Below are 13,613 nucleotides of genomic sequence, written 5' to 3'. Positions count from 1 at the left end.
GGTCCAGACCTTTCTAATCTCACCGCAACACTGTGGTGAGCGTGCCATGTCAAAAGCCTCCGAGGGCTGTGACACCGCGTGCTCACGGGCGGCGCAGGTCCCACCCCATGGAGCAGTCGGCCCCACGACCGCTCCGGACCTACGGAGGAGCACCCTTGAGCACAGCACCCCCACGACGCACGAGCCTGTTCCGGAGGCTGGCCGCCACGGTGGCCGCCCTCGCCCTGCCCGTCGCCGGCCTCGTGGGCCTCGCCGGGCCCGCGCAGGCCGCCGCCTCCGCGACCGCCACCTTCACCAAGGTCTCCGACTGGGGCACCGGCTTCGAGGGCAAGTGGACGGTGAAGAACACCGGCACCACCACCCTCAGCAGCTGGACCGTGGAGTGGGACTACCCCTCGGGCACCTCGGTCACCTCGGCCTGGGACGCCACCGTCACCAGCTCCGGCACCCACTGGACGGCCAAGAACGTCGGCTGGAACGGCACCCTCGCCCCCGGCGCCACCGCCAGCTTCGGCTTCAACGGCGCGGGCCCCGGCGCCCCCGCCGGCTGCAAGGTCAACGGCGGCTCCTGCGAGGGCGGCACCACCCCCACCGACAGCCCGCCCTCGGCACCCGGCACCCCCACCGCGACCGGCGTCACCGAAACCGCGCTGACCCTGTCCTGGTCCGCGGCCACCGACGACAAGGGCGTCAAGAACTACGACGTCTTCCGCGGCGGCAGCAAGATCGCCACCGTCACCGGTACCACCTTCAACGACTCCGGCCTGACCAAGGGCACCACGTACGCCTACGCGGTCACGGCCCGCGACACCGCGGACCAGACCGGCCCCTCCTCCGGCTCCCTCTCGGTGACCACCCCCGGCGGTGGTACGGATCCCGGCGACCCCGGCGACCCGGGCGCCAGGGTGAAGCTCGGCTACTTCACCGACTGGGGCGTCTACCAGCGCAACTACCACGTCAAGAACCTGGTGACCTCGGGCACGGCGGCCAAGATCACCCACATCAACTACGCCTTCGGCAACGTCCAGAACGGCAAGTGCACCATCGGTGACTCCTACGCCGACTACGACAAGGCCTACACCGCCGACCAGAGCGTCGACGGCGTCGCCGACACCTGGGACCAGCCCCTGCGCGGCAACTTCAACCAGCTGCGCAAGCTGAAGGCCAAGTACCCGAACATCAAGGTCATCTACTCCTTCGGCGGCTGGACCTGGTCCGGCGGCTTCGGTCAGGCCGCCCAGAACCCGGCCGCCTTCGCCCAGTCCTGCCACGACCTGGTCGAGGACCCGCGCTGGGCGGACGTCTTCGACGGGATCGACATCGACTGGGAGTACCCGAACGCCTGCGGGCTGTCCTGCGACACCAGCGGCGCCGCCTCCTTCAAGAACCTGATGTCGGCCCTGCGCACCAAGTTCGGCGGCTCGAACCTGGTGACCGCCGCGATCTCCGCCGACGGCTCCAACGGCGGCAAGCTCGACCTCGCCGACTACGGTGGCGCCGCCCAGTACGTCGACTTCTACAACGTCATGACGTACGACTTCTTCGGCGCCTGGGACGCCAAGGGCCCGACCGCCCCGCACTCCCCGCTGACCTCCTACTCCGGCATCCCGATCGCCGGCTTCAACTCCGAGGCCGCCATCACCAAGCTCAAGGGCAAGGGCATCGCCGGCTCCAAGCTCAACCTCGGCATCGGCTTCTACGGCCGCGGCTGGACCGGCGTCACCCAGGCCGCCCCCGGCGGCACCGCCACCGGCCCCGCGCCGGGCACCTACGAGCAGGGCATCGAGGACTACAAGGTCCTCAAGACCAGCTGCCCGACGACCGGCACCGTCGCCGGCACGGCGTACGCCAAGTGCGGCGGCAACTGGTGGAGCTACGACACCCCCGCCACGATCGCCGGAAAGATGTCCTGGGCCAAGCAGCAGGGCCTCAAGGGCGCCTTCTTCTGGGAGTTCAGCGGCGACACCGCCAACGGCGAACTGGCCGGCGCGATCCACACCGGACTGCAGTGACCCCCACCCACTGCCCCCGGTACCGCACTGCTCCTGTGATGTGACGAAGCCGGGGAGACGGGTCCGCCCCCGTCTCCCCGGCTTCGGTGCGTCCGCGGGCCCTCAGGCCACGTTCACCCTCTGGCCGGGAGGCGCCGCCTCCAGCCAGGCCAGGAACCCGGTCAGCGCGTCCTCGCTCATCGCCAGCTCCAGGCGCGTCCCCCGGTGGGAACAGCCGAGCACGATGGCGTCGGACAGCAGGGCCAGCTCCTCCTCGCCCTCGGGCGCACGGCGGGCGAGCACCTCGATCGAGGAACGCTCCAGCAGCCGGCGCGGGCGCGGGGAGTACGAGAACACCCGGAACCATTCGATCCGGTCACCGCTGTAGCGGGCGACCCCGTAGACCCAGCCCTTGCCGGAGACGTCGGGCTCGTCGGCCACGCCCCAGCGCAGGCTGCAGTCGAAGGTCCCGCCGGAGCGCTGGATCAGTCTGCGGCGCAGCCCGAACACAAACAGCCCGATCACCACCAGGGCTACGACCAGGCCGCTCACAAGCAGAGCGAGGAGCATCTTCACCGACCTCCTCGCTCATCGAATTCCCGCAAAACAAAAAAGGATCCGCATCGCCTCAGCCGCGACCCGGTCTGGAAAATTCCAGAACGGACCGCGGCTGAGGTATCAAACTCTTCGGTACGGGGCTCAGTGCCCCGTCACCGCGCGCAGCCGGACATCGGCGCGACGTTCGGCGGCCGCGTCGGCCTCCGACTTCGCGCGCTCCAGTGCCCGCTCCGCCCGCTGGACGTCGATCTCGTCCGCGAGCTCGGCGATCTCGGCCAGCAGGGACAGCTTGTTGTCCGCGAACGAGATGAAACCGCCGTGCACCGCGGCGACGACCGTGTCGCCCCCGCTGGTACGGATGGTCACCGGGCCCGATTCCAGCACACCGAGAAGCGGCTGGTGACCGGGCATGACGCCGATGTCGCCGGTCGTGGTGCGGGCGACAACAAGGGTGGCCTCGCCGGACCAGACATTGCGGTCCGCCGCGACCAGCTCGACGTGCAGCTCAGCAGCCAAGGTGGCTCCTCGGGTCACCACCCGGCGGTTCAGCCGGGTGTTGGGTCAAATTCTAATGGGCGTGGGGAGAGGGACGGGACACACCCGCCCCTCTCCATTGGTCCTTCAATCAGCCGCGCCCCGTGAGGGGACGCGTCCGATTAGGAGACGCCCAGCTCCTTGGCGTTGGCCTTGAGGTCCTCAATGCCACCGCACAGGAAGAACGCCTGCTCGGGGAAGTGGTCGTAGTCTCCGTCGCAGATCGCGTTGAAGGCCACGATCGACTCGTCGAGCGGAACGTCCGAACCGTCGACGCCGGTGAACTGCTTGGCGACGTGGGTGTTCTGCGACAGGAAGCGCTCGACGCGACGGGCACGGTGGACAACGAGCTTGTCCTCCTCGCCCAGCTCGTCGATACCGAGGATCGCGATGATGTCCTGGAGGTCCTTGTACTTCTGCAGGATCCCCTTGACGCGCATCGCGGTGGCGTAGTGGTCCGCCGCGATGTACCGCGGGTCGAGGATGCGGGACGTCGAGTCCAGCGGGTCCACGGCCGGGTAGATGCCCTTCTCGGAGATCGGACGGGAAAGAACCGTCGTCGCGTCGAGGTGGGCGAAGGTGGTGGCCGGCGCCGGGTCGGTCAGGTCGTCCGCGGGGACGTAGATCGCCTGCATCGAGGTGATCGAGTGACCGCGGGTCGAGGTGATGCGCTCCTGCAGCAGACCCATCTCGTCAGCCAGGTTCGGCTGGTAACCCACGGCGGACGGCATGCGGCCCAGAAGGGTCGACACCTCCGAACCGGCCTGGGTGTAACGGAAGATGTTGTCGATGAAGAAGAGCACGTCCTGCTTCTGCACATCGCGGAAGTACTCCGCCATGGTCAGACCGGCGAGCGCGACGCGAAGACGCGTGCCCGGGGGCTCGTCCATCTGGCCGAAGACAAGCGCCGTCTTGTCGATGACGCCCGAGTCGGCCATTTCCTCGATGAGGTCGTTGCCCTCACGGGTACGCTCACCGACGCCCGCGAACACCGACACACCGTCGTGGTTGTTGGCGACGCGGTAGATCATTTCCTGGATCAGAACGGTCTTGCCGACACCGGCACCACCGAACAGACCGATCTTTCCACCCTTGACGTACGGGGTGAGAAGGTCGATGACCTTGACGCCGGTCTCGAACATCTCGGTCTTCGACTCGAGCTCGTCGAAGCGGGGCGCCTTGCGGTGGATGGGCCAGCGCTCGGTGACCTCGGCGTTCGCCTCGGGGTAGTTCAGCACCTCACCGAGGGTGTTGAACACCTTGCCCTTGGTGAAGTCACCGACGGGGACGGTGATGCCCTCGCCCGTGTCGGTCACCGGGGCCTGGCGGACCAGACCGTCGGTGGGCTGCATCGAGATGGTGCGGACCAGGCCGTCACCCAGGTGCTGGGCGACTTCCAGGGTCAGCGTCTTGAGCTTGCCGTCCTCGGCCGGGTCGGCGACCTGGACCTTCAGCGCGTTGTAGATCTCGGGCATGGCGTCGACGGGGAACTCCACGTCGACGACCGGGCCGATGACCCGGGCGACGCGGCCCGTGGCGGCGGCCGTCTCAACAGTGGTCGTCATTACTTGTCACTCCCCGCGGTCGCGTCAGCCATGGCGCTCGCGCCACCGACGATCTCGCTGATTTCCTGGGTGATTTCGGCCTGGCGGGCCGCGTTGGCAAGCCGGGAGAGGCTCTTGATGAGATCCCCGGCGTTGTCGGTCGCCGACTTCATCGCGCGGCGGCGGGCGGCGTGCTCGGAAGCGGCCGACTGCAGCAGTGCGTTGTAGATGCGGCTCTCGACGTAGCGCGGCAGAAGGGCGTCGAGGACGTCCTCCGCCGACGGCTCGAAGTCGAACAGCGGAAGGATCTCGCCCTTCGCACCGTCCTCTTCTTCGACCTTGTCGAGGCTGAGCGGCAGCATCCGGCCGTCCACCGCGTTCTGCGTCATCATCGACACGAATTCCGTGTAGATGATGTGCAGCTCGTCGACGCCGCCCTCGGCCGTCTCCGTCTGGATGGCCTCGATCAGCGGCGCCGCGACGCGCTTGGCGTCGGCGTAGGCCGGGCTGTCGGTGAAGCCGGTCCACGAATCCGCGACCTTGCGCTCGCGGAAGCCGTAGTAGGCCAGACCCTTACGGCCGACGATGTACGTGTCGACCTCCTTGCCCTCGCCGCGCAGCCGCTCGGTGAGCCGCTCCGCCTGCTTGATGGCGTTGGAGGAGTAGCCGCCGGCCAGACCGCGGTCGCTCGTGATGAGCAGAATCGCGGCGCGGGTCGGCGTCTCGACCTCGGTCGTCAGGGCGTGCTTGGTGTTCGAACCGGTCGCCACCGCGGTCACCGCACGGGTGAGCTCGGTCGCGTACGGCATCGACGCCGCCACCTTGCGCTGCGCCTTGACGATGCGCGAGGCGGCGATCATCTCCATCGCCTTGGTGATCTTCTTGGTCGCCGTGACGGCACGGATGCGACGCTTGTAGACCCGGAGCTGCGCTCCCATGAGTCAGGTCCCTTCCGTCGTCACTTGGAGACGTTGACGGCCGGCGCGTCCTCGCCCAGGAGCTTGCCGTCCGAGGTCTCGAACTGGCGCTTGAACCCGGCGATGGCGTCCGCGATCGACGTCAGGGTGTCGTCCGACATCTTGCCGCCGTCGGCGATGGAGGTGAGGAGGTCCTTGCGCTCACGGCGCAGGTGCTCCAGCAGCTCCGACTCGAAGCGACGGATGTCGTTGACCGGGACGTCGTCCATCTTGCCGGTGGTACCGGCCCAGACGGAGACGACCTGCTCCTCGACGGGCATCGGCTGGTACTGGCCCTGCTTCAGCAGCTCGACCAGACGCTTGCCGCGCTCCAGCGAGGACTTCGACGCGGCGTCCAGGTCGGAACCGAAGGCGGCGAACGCCTCCAGCTCGCGGTACTGGGCGAGGTCCAGGCGCAGACGGCCGGAAACCTGCTTCATGGCCTTGTGCTGGGCCGAGCCACCGACGCGGGAGACCGAGATACCGACGTTCAGCGCCGGGCGCTGGCCCGCGTTGAACAGGTCGGACTCCAGGAAGCACTGGCCGTCGGTGATGGAGATGACGTTGGTCGGGATGAACGCCGACACGTCGTTCGCCTTGGTCTCGACGATCGGCAGACCGGTCATCGAACCGGCACCCATGTCGTCGGAGAGCTTCGCGCAGCGCTCCAGCAGACGGGAGTGCAGGTAGAAGACGTCACCCGGGTAGGCCTCACGGCCCGGCGGGCGGCGCAGCAGCAGCGACACGGCGCGGTAGGCGTCGGCCTGCTTCGACAGGTCGTCGAAGATGATCAGGACGTGCTTGCCGGCGTACATCCAGTGCTGGCCGATGGCGGAACCGGTGTACGGCGCCAGGTACTTGAAGCCGGCCGGGTCGGACGCCGGGGCGGCGACGATCGTCGTGTACTCGAGCGCGCCGGCGTCTTCCAGGGCGCCGCGAACGGACGCGATGGTCGAGCCCTTCTGGCCGATGGCGACGTAGATGCAGCGAACCTGCTTGTTCACGTCGCCGGAGCGCCAGTTGTCGCGCTGGTTGATGATCGTGTCGACGGCCAGAGCGGTCTTGCCGGTCTGACGGTCACCGATGATCAGCTGACGCTGGCCACGGCCGACCGGCACCATCGCGTCGATGGCCTTGTAGCCGGTCTGCATCGGCTCGTGCACCGACTTGCGGACCATGACGCCCGGGGCCTGCAGCTCGAGGGCGCGACGGCCTTCGGTCGCGATCTCGCCGAGACCGTCGATCGGGTTGCCGAGCGGGTCGACGACGCGGCCGAGGTAGCCCTCGCCGACGCCTACGGAGAGAACCTCACCGGTGCGCTGCACCGGCTGGCCCTCCTCGATACCGCTGAACTCGCCGAGGACGACCGCACCAATCTCGCGCTCCTCGAGGTTGAGGGCGAGACCGAGGGTGCCGTCCTCGAACTTCAGCAGCTCGTTCGCCATGGCGGAGGGCAGGCCCTCCACCTTCGCGATGCCGTCGCCGGCAACGCTGACCGTTCCGACCTCCTCGCGCGAGGCCGCGTCCGGCTGGTACGACTGGACAAAGTTCTCCAGTGCGTCCCGGATCTCCTCCGGCCGGATCGTGAGCTCCGCCATCTGGGTTCCCTGCTCTCCTTGTTGGGCCTGAAGCTTCTTAGGGGTCTGGGGGCGACCCCCAGGAATCTTCTGCAAGTTCTGCACGGCCCAACCGGGCCGCTAGGAATGCGTTGTTCTATTGGTGGCTGAGGTCAGCCGGCCATGCGGCGGGACGCCTCGGAAAGGCGGTCCGCGATGGTGCCGTCGATGACCTCGTCGCCGACTCGCACCGAGATCCCGCCGAGGACCTCGGGGTCCACGTCGAGGTTCAGGTGCATCTCGCGGCCGTACAGCTTGGCCAGCACAGCGCCGAGGCGCTGCTTCTGTCCGTCGCTGAGCGGAACCGCGCTGGTCACGGTGGCGACCATGCGGTCACGGCGCTCGGCGGCGAGCTTGGAGAGGGACTCGAGTCCCGCTTCCAGGCTACGTCCACGCGGGTGCGTGACGAGACGGATCACCAGGCGCTCGGTGACGGCGTTCACCTTGCCGCCGAGCAGGCTGCGCAGCAGCTCGCTCTTGGCGGAGGCGGTCGCCGCGCGGTCGGTCAGCGCGGAGCGCAGCTCGGTGCTGGACGACACGATCCGGCCGAAGCGGAAGACCTCGTCCTCGACGTTGTCGAGCGCGCCGGTCTGCTGGGCCGCCGTGAGGTCGGCGGTGGCCGCCAGCTCCTCCAGCGCGTCCACCAGGTCGCGGGACTGCGACCAGCGGGAGCGCGCCATGCCGGACACCAGGTCGAGGGTTTCCCCGCCCACCTGGCCGGACAGCAGACGGCCGACCAGCTCGGCCTTGGCCTCGCCGGACTGCGCCGGGTCCGTGATGACCCGACGCAGCGAGACCTCACGGTCGAGCAGCGCGGTGACGGCAGCCAGCTCACCGGCGAGCTTCGCCGCGTCGACGGACGTGTTGTCCGTCAGCGCGTCGAGACGCTCGCGCGCGGAGGCCAGCGCCTCGCGGCTCGCTCCGTTCATCGGGCCGCCTCGGCCTTCTCCTCGAGCTCGCTGAGGAAGCGGTCGATCGTGCGGCTCTGCCGGGCGTGGTCCTCAAGGGACTCGCCGACGAGCTTTCCGGCCAGGTCGGTGGCGAGCTTGCCCACGTCCTGACGCAGCGCCTGAGAGGCGGCCTTGCGGTCGGCCGCGATCTGGGCGTGGCCGGCAGCGATGATCTCCTCACGCTGCCGCTGGCCCTCTGCGCGCAGTTCTTCCTTGAGCGCAGTGCCCTGCTCCAGCGCGTCCTGGCGCAGGCGCGCGGCCTCGTGCCGGGCTTCGGCGAGCTGGGCCTTGTACTGCTCCAGCACGCTCTGGGCCTCGGTCTGAGCGGCCTCAGCCTTCTCGATACCGCCTTCGATGGCCTCGCGACGCTCGTCCAGAACCTTGTTGATGTTCGGGAGGAGCTTCTTCGCGAGGAAGCCGAAGACGATGACGAAGGCGATCAGACCGATGACGAGCTCGGGGATCGGCGGAAAGAGCGGGTTTTCCGTCTCTGCCGCGAGAACCATGAGGTTCACATCAGTGCCTTTCGTCTAATGGGCTGTTCGTCGAGACCGAGGATCAGGAGGTCGGGTAGACGAACGGCATGACCAGACCGATCAGGGCGAGCGCCTCACAGAAGGCGAAGCCGAGGATCTGGTTGGCGCGGATCAGGCCGGCAGCCTCGGGCTGGCGGGCGAGGGCCTGGGTGCCGTTACCGAAGATGATGCCGACGCCGACGCCGGGGCCGATGGCCGAAAGACCGTAACCAACGGAGCTGAGGGAGCCGGTGACGGCGGCAAGGGTCTGGGACATGCCAGTTCTTCCTTCTCTTTCACGGACCGGTGGGGGTTGGCCACCGGACGAATACGGGGGGCTGAGCGGGGCGGGCCCGGCTCAGTGGTGCTCGGCGAGCGCGCCCTGGAGGTAGCTGCAGGCCAGGAGGACGAAGACGTACGCCTGGACAGCCTGGATGAAGAGCTCGAAGGCGGTCATCACGATGACCATCACGAACGACACACCGGCGTAGGCGATGCCGATGCCGTTCAGCAGGTACCAGCTGGCGATCGTGAAGAGCAGCAGCAGGGTGTGACCCGCGAACATGTTCGCGAACAGTCGGACCGCGTGGGTGAACGGGCGCACCAGGACGTTCGAGAAGAACTCGATGACCATGACGAGCGGCAGCACGCCGCCGAGGCTCTTGTCGTAGCCCGTCAGGTTCTTGAGGCCGCCGACGAAGCCGTGGCGCTTGAACGTGACGCTCATCCAGATCGCGTACACGATCAGAGCCAGGGCCGCGGGGTACGCGATGATCGCCGTCACCGGGAACTGGGCCACCGGAATGATCGACCAGAGGTTCAGGACCCAGACGAAGAAGAACAGCGAGACCATGAAGGGGACGTACTTCTCGCCCTCCTTCTTGCCCAGCGTCTCGTAGACGATGCCGCGGCGCACGAAGTCGTAGCCGGCCTCGGCGACCATCTGGAGCTTGCCGGGAACGACCTTCGGCTTGGCGAAGGCGGCCCAGAAGAAGCCCACGATGATGACGGAGCCCAGGAGGGCCAGCAGCATCGGCTTGTTGAAGTACGTGCTGGTCAGGCCAGGCTCGCCCCAGAGCGGCTCGAAGAGGAACGAGTGCAGGCCCGGGCCGGGGAAGCCACATCCGTCAAAGATGTGACAGTCGGTCTCGAAGGCGAGCACCTGAGTCGGGTCAGCACTCACCGCGGGCTCCTTCAGCGTGGCGCATAGGTACGGCAACCTCGTTGTGTCGGCGCGGCGTGCAGCCGCGGTTCGGCACTGGACTGGTGTAACGGATGTGGGGGCGGCAGTCAGGCATCGAGCCTCGCGATGGAACAGGCGTCAGCTCAGATGCCCGCGCCCGCAGTGCCGCAGTTGGAACCGGACGATAGCAGCATCTCGAACGCGCCCTTATCCCGGCCCTACCCCTCACGGCTTCGACCCCGGATTTTCGGGCTTTTCGGCCTTCGTCGAGTCGGGCTCGACGTACAGGATCTTGGCTTTCATGTGAGCGCGCGTCTGTGCGCCGATCCACACGAGGGTGGTGGCGACAAGCGTGATGGCGAACGCCCGGGGGTGGAACAGCGTCGTGTTCTTGAACGCGGCGAGAAAGACGAAGAGCAACAGGATCTGGGCCGCGTAGAGCATGAGGCCCATGGCCTGGAACAGATGCGGAAGGGATTTCGCCGTGCGCTGCAGAACCACGAATCCGATGCCCATGAAGAGAATCACGACCACGGTGGCCACGACGGCTCCGACGGCCCCCTTGCCGCCTACGACCAACGCGCTGATCACGGCGGCGATGGCGCCGGCGACAGCTGTGGGTACAGCGGCTTGCAGGAGGGATCGGACGTCATTTGACCGCATGGCGGTTTGCTCCGCGTGGTGGTGGGGGCACGGGACTCGTACGGGACGAGCGTAAGCCCGGTCCGAGTGAGAGCCTCGGGCCAATGGACCGTCGCACTACGGTCCTTCGGCTCTGTCGCCGGGTTTAGTGAACGGTATCACAAACTATTTGATGAGAGCTTTACCTGTCCGGTGTGCTGACTGTCACACATGAGAGTGACCCTGCGCGTGTGTGCGGGACGGGCAACTGTCTTGTCTGGTAAAGGGCGTTCATGTCGGACATGTGCCCCGGCGGTCAGCGCGCCGATCCGGCCTTACGCCGGTCGGGGAGGCGCGAACGGGGGCCTACCGCGGTCGCGCCGTTGACGCCCGCCACCCCGGCCGCGATCGGCCGCGCCGGCTCCGGCTCCGTGCCCGCGTCCTCCCGTACGGCCGCCTCCGCGGCGCGCTCCGCGTGCCGGTAGCGCGGCGGGACCAGTCCCTCGGCCCAGCGCGGAGCCCGCGGGGTGAACCGCGGCAGCAGGAGCAGTACGAGACCCAGCGCGCTCAGCGCGGCGATGGCGAGGACGATCCACATCGAAGCGGAATTGACCGAATAGGCCACCGCGCCGAATGCGATCAGGCCCGACCAGAAATACATGATGAGTACGGCACGGCTGTGGGAATGCCCGAGTTCCAGCAGCCGGTGGTGCAGGTGCCCGCGGTCCGCCGCGAAGGGCGACTGGCCCTTCCAGGTGCGCCGCACGATCGCCAGGACGAGGTCCGCGATGGGAATCGCGACGATGGTCAGCGGGAGCACCAGCGGAATGAAGGCGGGCAGCATCGCGTGCGTCGCGTTGCGCTCACCGCCCGCGAAGAGCGCCATCGTGTCGGGGTCCACCTGACCGGTGATGGAAATGGTCGAGGCGGCCAGCACCAGGCCGATGAGCATCGAACCGGAATCCCCCATGAAGATCCGGGCGGGATGCATGTTGTGCGGCAGGAAGCCCAGGCACATGCCCATCAGGATCGCGGCGAAGAGCGTCGCCGGGGCGGCCGCCTCGATGCCGTAGCCGAACCAGATCCGGTAGCCGTAGAGGAAGAACGCCGCGGAGGCGATGCAGACCATGCCGGCCGCGAGGCCGTCGAGGCCGTCCACGAAGTTCACGGCGTTGATCGTGATCACGACGAGGGCGACGGTCAGCAGGTTGCCCTGCCACTGCGTGAGCGCCACCGTCCCGATGCCCGGAACGGGGAGGAACAGGATGGTCAGGCCCTGCATCACCATGACGCCGGCCGCGATCATCTGCGCGCCCAGCTTGATCAGGGCGTCGAGCTCGAACTTGTCGTCCAGTACGCCGACCAGCCAGATCAGCGCCGCCCCCGACAGCAGGGCTCTCGGCTCGTTCGACAGCTCGAAGACCCCGTTGAGGTTGCGCAGGTGGTCGGCGACCAGCAGGCCCGCGCACAGGCCGCCGAACATCGCGATGCCGCCCAGCCGTGGAGTCGGCTCCCGGTGGACGTCGCGGGCGCGGATCTCCGGCATGGCGCCGGCCGCGATCGCGAACTTCCGAACGGGCCCGGTCAGCAGGTAGGTCACCGCGACCGTGACGCAAAGCGTCAGCAGATATTCACGCACGGGCTGCCCCAGATGTATCGCCGGCCATCTCAGCCCCACACATTAGCCGCGATGTCTCCGGTCAAGAGGACGCGCGGGTACCCCGTACCGGTTGCGGTAAGCCCTTCATGTCCCTTTAGGACCCGGACGGGGGAAATCTGCGGGTGAGTTCGCCGACCTCCTTACGGGTTCCCGCCGCCTCCCCGCCGCGCAGCGCTGCCGTGAACAGGTCCGCGATCCGGGCCATCTCCGGCTCCCCCATGCCCTGGGTGGTCACCGCCGCGGTGCCCAGGCGGATCCCGCGCTGGTCCCCGTACGGCAGGGCGCAGGTGTCGAGGACGATCCCGGCGGCCGCGAGCCGGCCGCGGGCGGTCGGGCCGTCGATGCCGAGCCGGGAGGGGTCGGCGCTGATCAGGTGGGTGTCGGTGCCGCCGGTGGTGAGCGTGAAGCCCCGGTCCTCCAGGGCCGTGGCCAGGGCCCTGGCGTTGGCCACGACCCGGTGGGCGTACCGGGTGAAGGCCGGGCCGGCCGCCTCCCCGAACGCGACGGCCTTGGCGGCGATGGTGTGCATCTGGGCGCCGCCCTGGGTGAAGGGGAACACCGCCCGGTCGACGCGCTCCGCGTACTCGCCGCCGCACAGGATCATCCCGCCGCGCGGACCGCGGAGCACCTTGTGGGTGGTCGCGCAGACCAGGTCCGCGTACGGGACGGGGCTCGGCGCGGCGCCGCCCGCGACCAGGCCGATCGGGTGCGCGGCGTCGGCGATGAGATAGGCCCCGACCTCGTCGGCGATCTCCCGGAACGCCGAGTACTCGGGGTGGCGGGGGTAGGAGATCGAGCCGCACACGATGGCCTTGGGCCGGTGCGTGCGGGCCAGCTCCTGTACCTGCGCGTAGTCGATGAGCCCGCTCTCGGCGTCGACCCCGTAGCCGACGAAGTCGAACCAGCGGCCTGAGAAGTTCGCGGGCGAGCCGTGCGTGAGGTGCCCTCCGTACGGGAGCCCCATCGCCAGGACCGTGTCCCCGGGGCGCAGCAGGGCGGCGTACGCGGCCAGTACGGCGGAGGAACCGGAATGCGGCTGCACGTTGGCGTGCTCGACCCCGAAGAGGGCCCTGGCCCGCTCCACGGCGATGCGTTCGGCCAGGTCGGCGTACTCGCAGCCGCCGTGGTGGCGGGCGCCGGGGTAGCCCTCGGCGTACTTGTTGGCGAGCGCGGAGCCGAGGGCGGCGAGCACGGCGGGCGAGGTGAAGTTCTCGGCGGCGCTCAGCTGCAGCGTCTCCGCCTGCCGCTGCGCCTCCCCGGCGAGTACGTCGGCCATCTGCGGATCCTGCTGCCGGAGCAGGTCCGTGGGCTGGGTGATGACGCTCATGGCGCGACTCCAGGGGCTACCCGTCAGGTACCAGCCACGATAGCCCCGCCGTCATGAACGCGCCGCACGGCAAGTCCGGCCGATATCCAGCCCCGCCCGGGGGCACCTCCCAGCGGTAGCTGGGGGAGTTTGAGGCGCGGGGGTCCGGGGGCAGAGCC

General features: G+C 68.5%; 13 protein-coding genes. 1 reads left to right on the top strand and 12 read right to left on the bottom strand.

The window, feature by feature from the left end; translation table 11 throughout:
• The first annotated feature begins 107 nt into the window (after nucleotides 1-107).
• Nucleotides 108-2,012: a glycosyl hydrolase family 18 protein gene (locus ACFV0Q_RS08585; RefSeq protein WP_385002483.1), complete on the top strand. Its 1,905-nt coding sequence runs from the start codon at nucleotides 108-110 to the stop codon at nucleotides 2,010-2,012.
• Nucleotides 2,013-2,114: 102 nt separating this feature from the next.
• Here ACFV0Q_RS08585 and ACFV0Q_RS08580 read toward each other — a convergent pair whose 3' ends face one another.
• From ACFV0Q_RS08580 to glyA, 12 genes are all read right to left on the bottom strand, one after another.
• Entirely contained in the window at nucleotides 2,115-2,561 is a 447-nt protein-coding gene (locus tag ACFV0Q_RS08580; protein ID WP_266573924.1) for a DUF2550 domain-containing protein, read from the bottom strand.
• Between the two features lie 129 nt (nucleotides 2,562-2,690).
• Nucleotides 2,691-3,065: a F0F1 ATP synthase subunit epsilon gene (locus ACFV0Q_RS08575; RefSeq protein ID WP_385002480.1), complete on the bottom strand. Its 375-nt coding sequence runs from the start codon at nucleotides 3,063-3,065 to the stop codon at nucleotides 2,691-2,693.
• 140 nt (nucleotides 3,066-3,205) lie between these two features.
• Nucleotides 3,206-4,648 (bottom strand): F0F1 ATP synthase subunit beta, encoded by a 1,443-nt coding sequence (gene atpD, locus ACFV0Q_RS08570; protein ID WP_266625402.1) that lies wholly within the window; start codon nucleotides 4,646-4,648, stop codon nucleotides 3,206-3,208.
• The gene (locus ACFV0Q_RS08565) at nucleotides 4,648-5,565 is read right to left on the bottom strand and encodes a F0F1 ATP synthase subunit gamma (protein ID WP_385002477.1); all 918 of its coding nucleotides are present in this window, start codon (nucleotides 5,563-5,565) and stop codon (nucleotides 4,648-4,650) included. The genes atpD and ACFV0Q_RS08565 overlap by 1 nt, the downstream gene beginning before the upstream one ends.
• A gap of 20 nt (nucleotides 5,566-5,585) precedes the next feature.
• Nucleotides 5,586-7,181, bottom strand: a complete 1,596-nt coding sequence (gene atpA, locus ACFV0Q_RS08560) for a F0F1 ATP synthase subunit alpha (protein WP_385002475.1) — start codon at nucleotides 7,179-7,181, stop codon at nucleotides 5,586-5,588.
• A gap of 131 nt (nucleotides 7,182-7,312) precedes the next feature.
• Entirely contained in the window at nucleotides 7,313-8,128 is an 816-nt protein-coding gene (locus ACFV0Q_RS08555; protein ID WP_385002472.1) for a F0F1 ATP synthase subunit delta, read from the bottom strand.
• Entirely contained in the window at nucleotides 8,125-8,655 is a 531-nt protein-coding gene (locus ACFV0Q_RS08550) for a F0F1 ATP synthase subunit B (protein WP_266573929.1), read from the bottom strand. The genes ACFV0Q_RS08555 and ACFV0Q_RS08550 overlap by 4 nt, the downstream gene beginning before the upstream one ends.
• 52 nt (nucleotides 8,656-8,707) lie before the next feature.
• Nucleotides 8,708-8,941: a F0F1 ATP synthase subunit C gene (locus tag ACFV0Q_RS08545; protein ID WP_072483720.1), complete on the bottom strand. Its 234-nt coding sequence runs from the start codon at nucleotides 8,939-8,941 to the stop codon at nucleotides 8,708-8,710.
• A gap of 81 nt (nucleotides 8,942-9,022) precedes the next feature.
• On the bottom strand, nucleotides 9,023-9,862 hold the full coding sequence (atpB, locus tag ACFV0Q_RS08540) for a F0F1 ATP synthase subunit A (protein WP_328930422.1): 840 nt from the start codon (nucleotides 9,860-9,862) through the stop codon (nucleotides 9,023-9,025).
• A gap of 210 nt (nucleotides 9,863-10,072) precedes the next feature.
• Nucleotides 10,073-10,510: a hypothetical protein gene (locus tag ACFV0Q_RS08535; protein WP_385002469.1), complete on the bottom strand. Its 438-nt coding sequence runs from the start codon at nucleotides 10,508-10,510 to the stop codon at nucleotides 10,073-10,075.
• Between the two features lie 274 nt (nucleotides 10,511-10,784).
• Nucleotides 10,785-12,119, bottom strand: coding sequence for an MraY family glycosyltransferase (locus ACFV0Q_RS08530; RefSeq protein ID WP_385002558.1), 1,335 nt, complete (start codon nucleotides 12,117-12,119; stop codon nucleotides 10,785-10,787).
• 103 nt (nucleotides 12,120-12,222) lie between these two features.
• The gene (gene glyA / locus ACFV0Q_RS08525; RefSeq protein ID WP_385002466.1) at nucleotides 12,223-13,455 is read right to left on the bottom strand and encodes a serine hydroxymethyltransferase; all 1,233 of its coding nucleotides are present in this window, start codon (nucleotides 13,453-13,455) and stop codon (nucleotides 12,223-12,225) included.
• Nucleotides 13,456-13,613 lie beyond the last annotated feature (158 nt).

Origin of the sequence: Streptomyces sp. NPDC059564, from assembly GCF_042735575.1 — a bacterium.
Lineage (GTDB): Bacteria > Actinomycetota > Actinomycetes > Streptomycetales > Streptomycetaceae > Streptomyces.
Note: the sequence above shows the minus strand (reverse complement) of the source record. Positions and strands in the feature narration are given on the sequence as shown.

Excerpts from the sequence above, each read along its gene's own strand:
- ACFV0Q_RS08585 (WP_385002483.1), top strand. The coding sequence starts at position 108 with ATGGAGCAGTCGGCCCCACGACCGCTCCGGACCTACGGAGGAGCACCC.
- ACFV0Q_RS08580 (WP_266573924.1), bottom strand. The coding sequence starts at position 2,561 with ATGCTCCTCGCTCTGCTTGTGAGCGGCCTGGTCGTAGCCCTGGTGGTG.
- atpD (WP_266625402.1), bottom strand. The coding sequence starts at position 4,648 with ATGACGACCACTGTTGAGACGGCCGCCGCCACGGGCCGCGTCGCCCGG.
- ACFV0Q_RS08565 (WP_385002477.1), bottom strand. The coding sequence starts at position 5,565 with ATGGGAGCGCAGCTCCGGGTCTACAAGCGTCGCATCCGTGCCGTCACG.
- atpA (WP_385002475.1), bottom strand. The coding sequence starts at position 7,181 with ATGGCGGAGCTCACGATCCGGCCGGAGGAGATCCGGGACGCACTGGAG.
- ACFV0Q_RS08555 (WP_385002472.1), bottom strand. The coding sequence starts at position 8,128 with ATGAACGGAGCGAGCCGCGAGGCGCTGGCCTCCGCGCGCGAGCGTCTC.
- ACFV0Q_RS08550 (WP_266573929.1), bottom strand. The coding sequence starts at position 8,655 with ATGGTTCTCGCGGCAGAGACGGAAAACCCGCTCTTTCCGCCGATCCCC.
- ACFV0Q_RS08545 (WP_072483720.1), bottom strand. The coding sequence starts at position 8,941 with ATGTCCCAGACCCTTGCCGCCGTCACCGGCTCCCTCAGCTCCGTTGGT.
- ACFV0Q_RS08535 (WP_385002469.1), bottom strand. The coding sequence starts at position 10,510 with ATGCGGTCAAATGACGTCCGATCCCTCCTGCAAGCCGCTGTACCCACA.
- glyA (WP_385002466.1), bottom strand. The coding sequence starts at position 13,455 with ATGAGCGTCATCACCCAGCCCACGGACCTGCTCCGGCAGCAGGATCCG.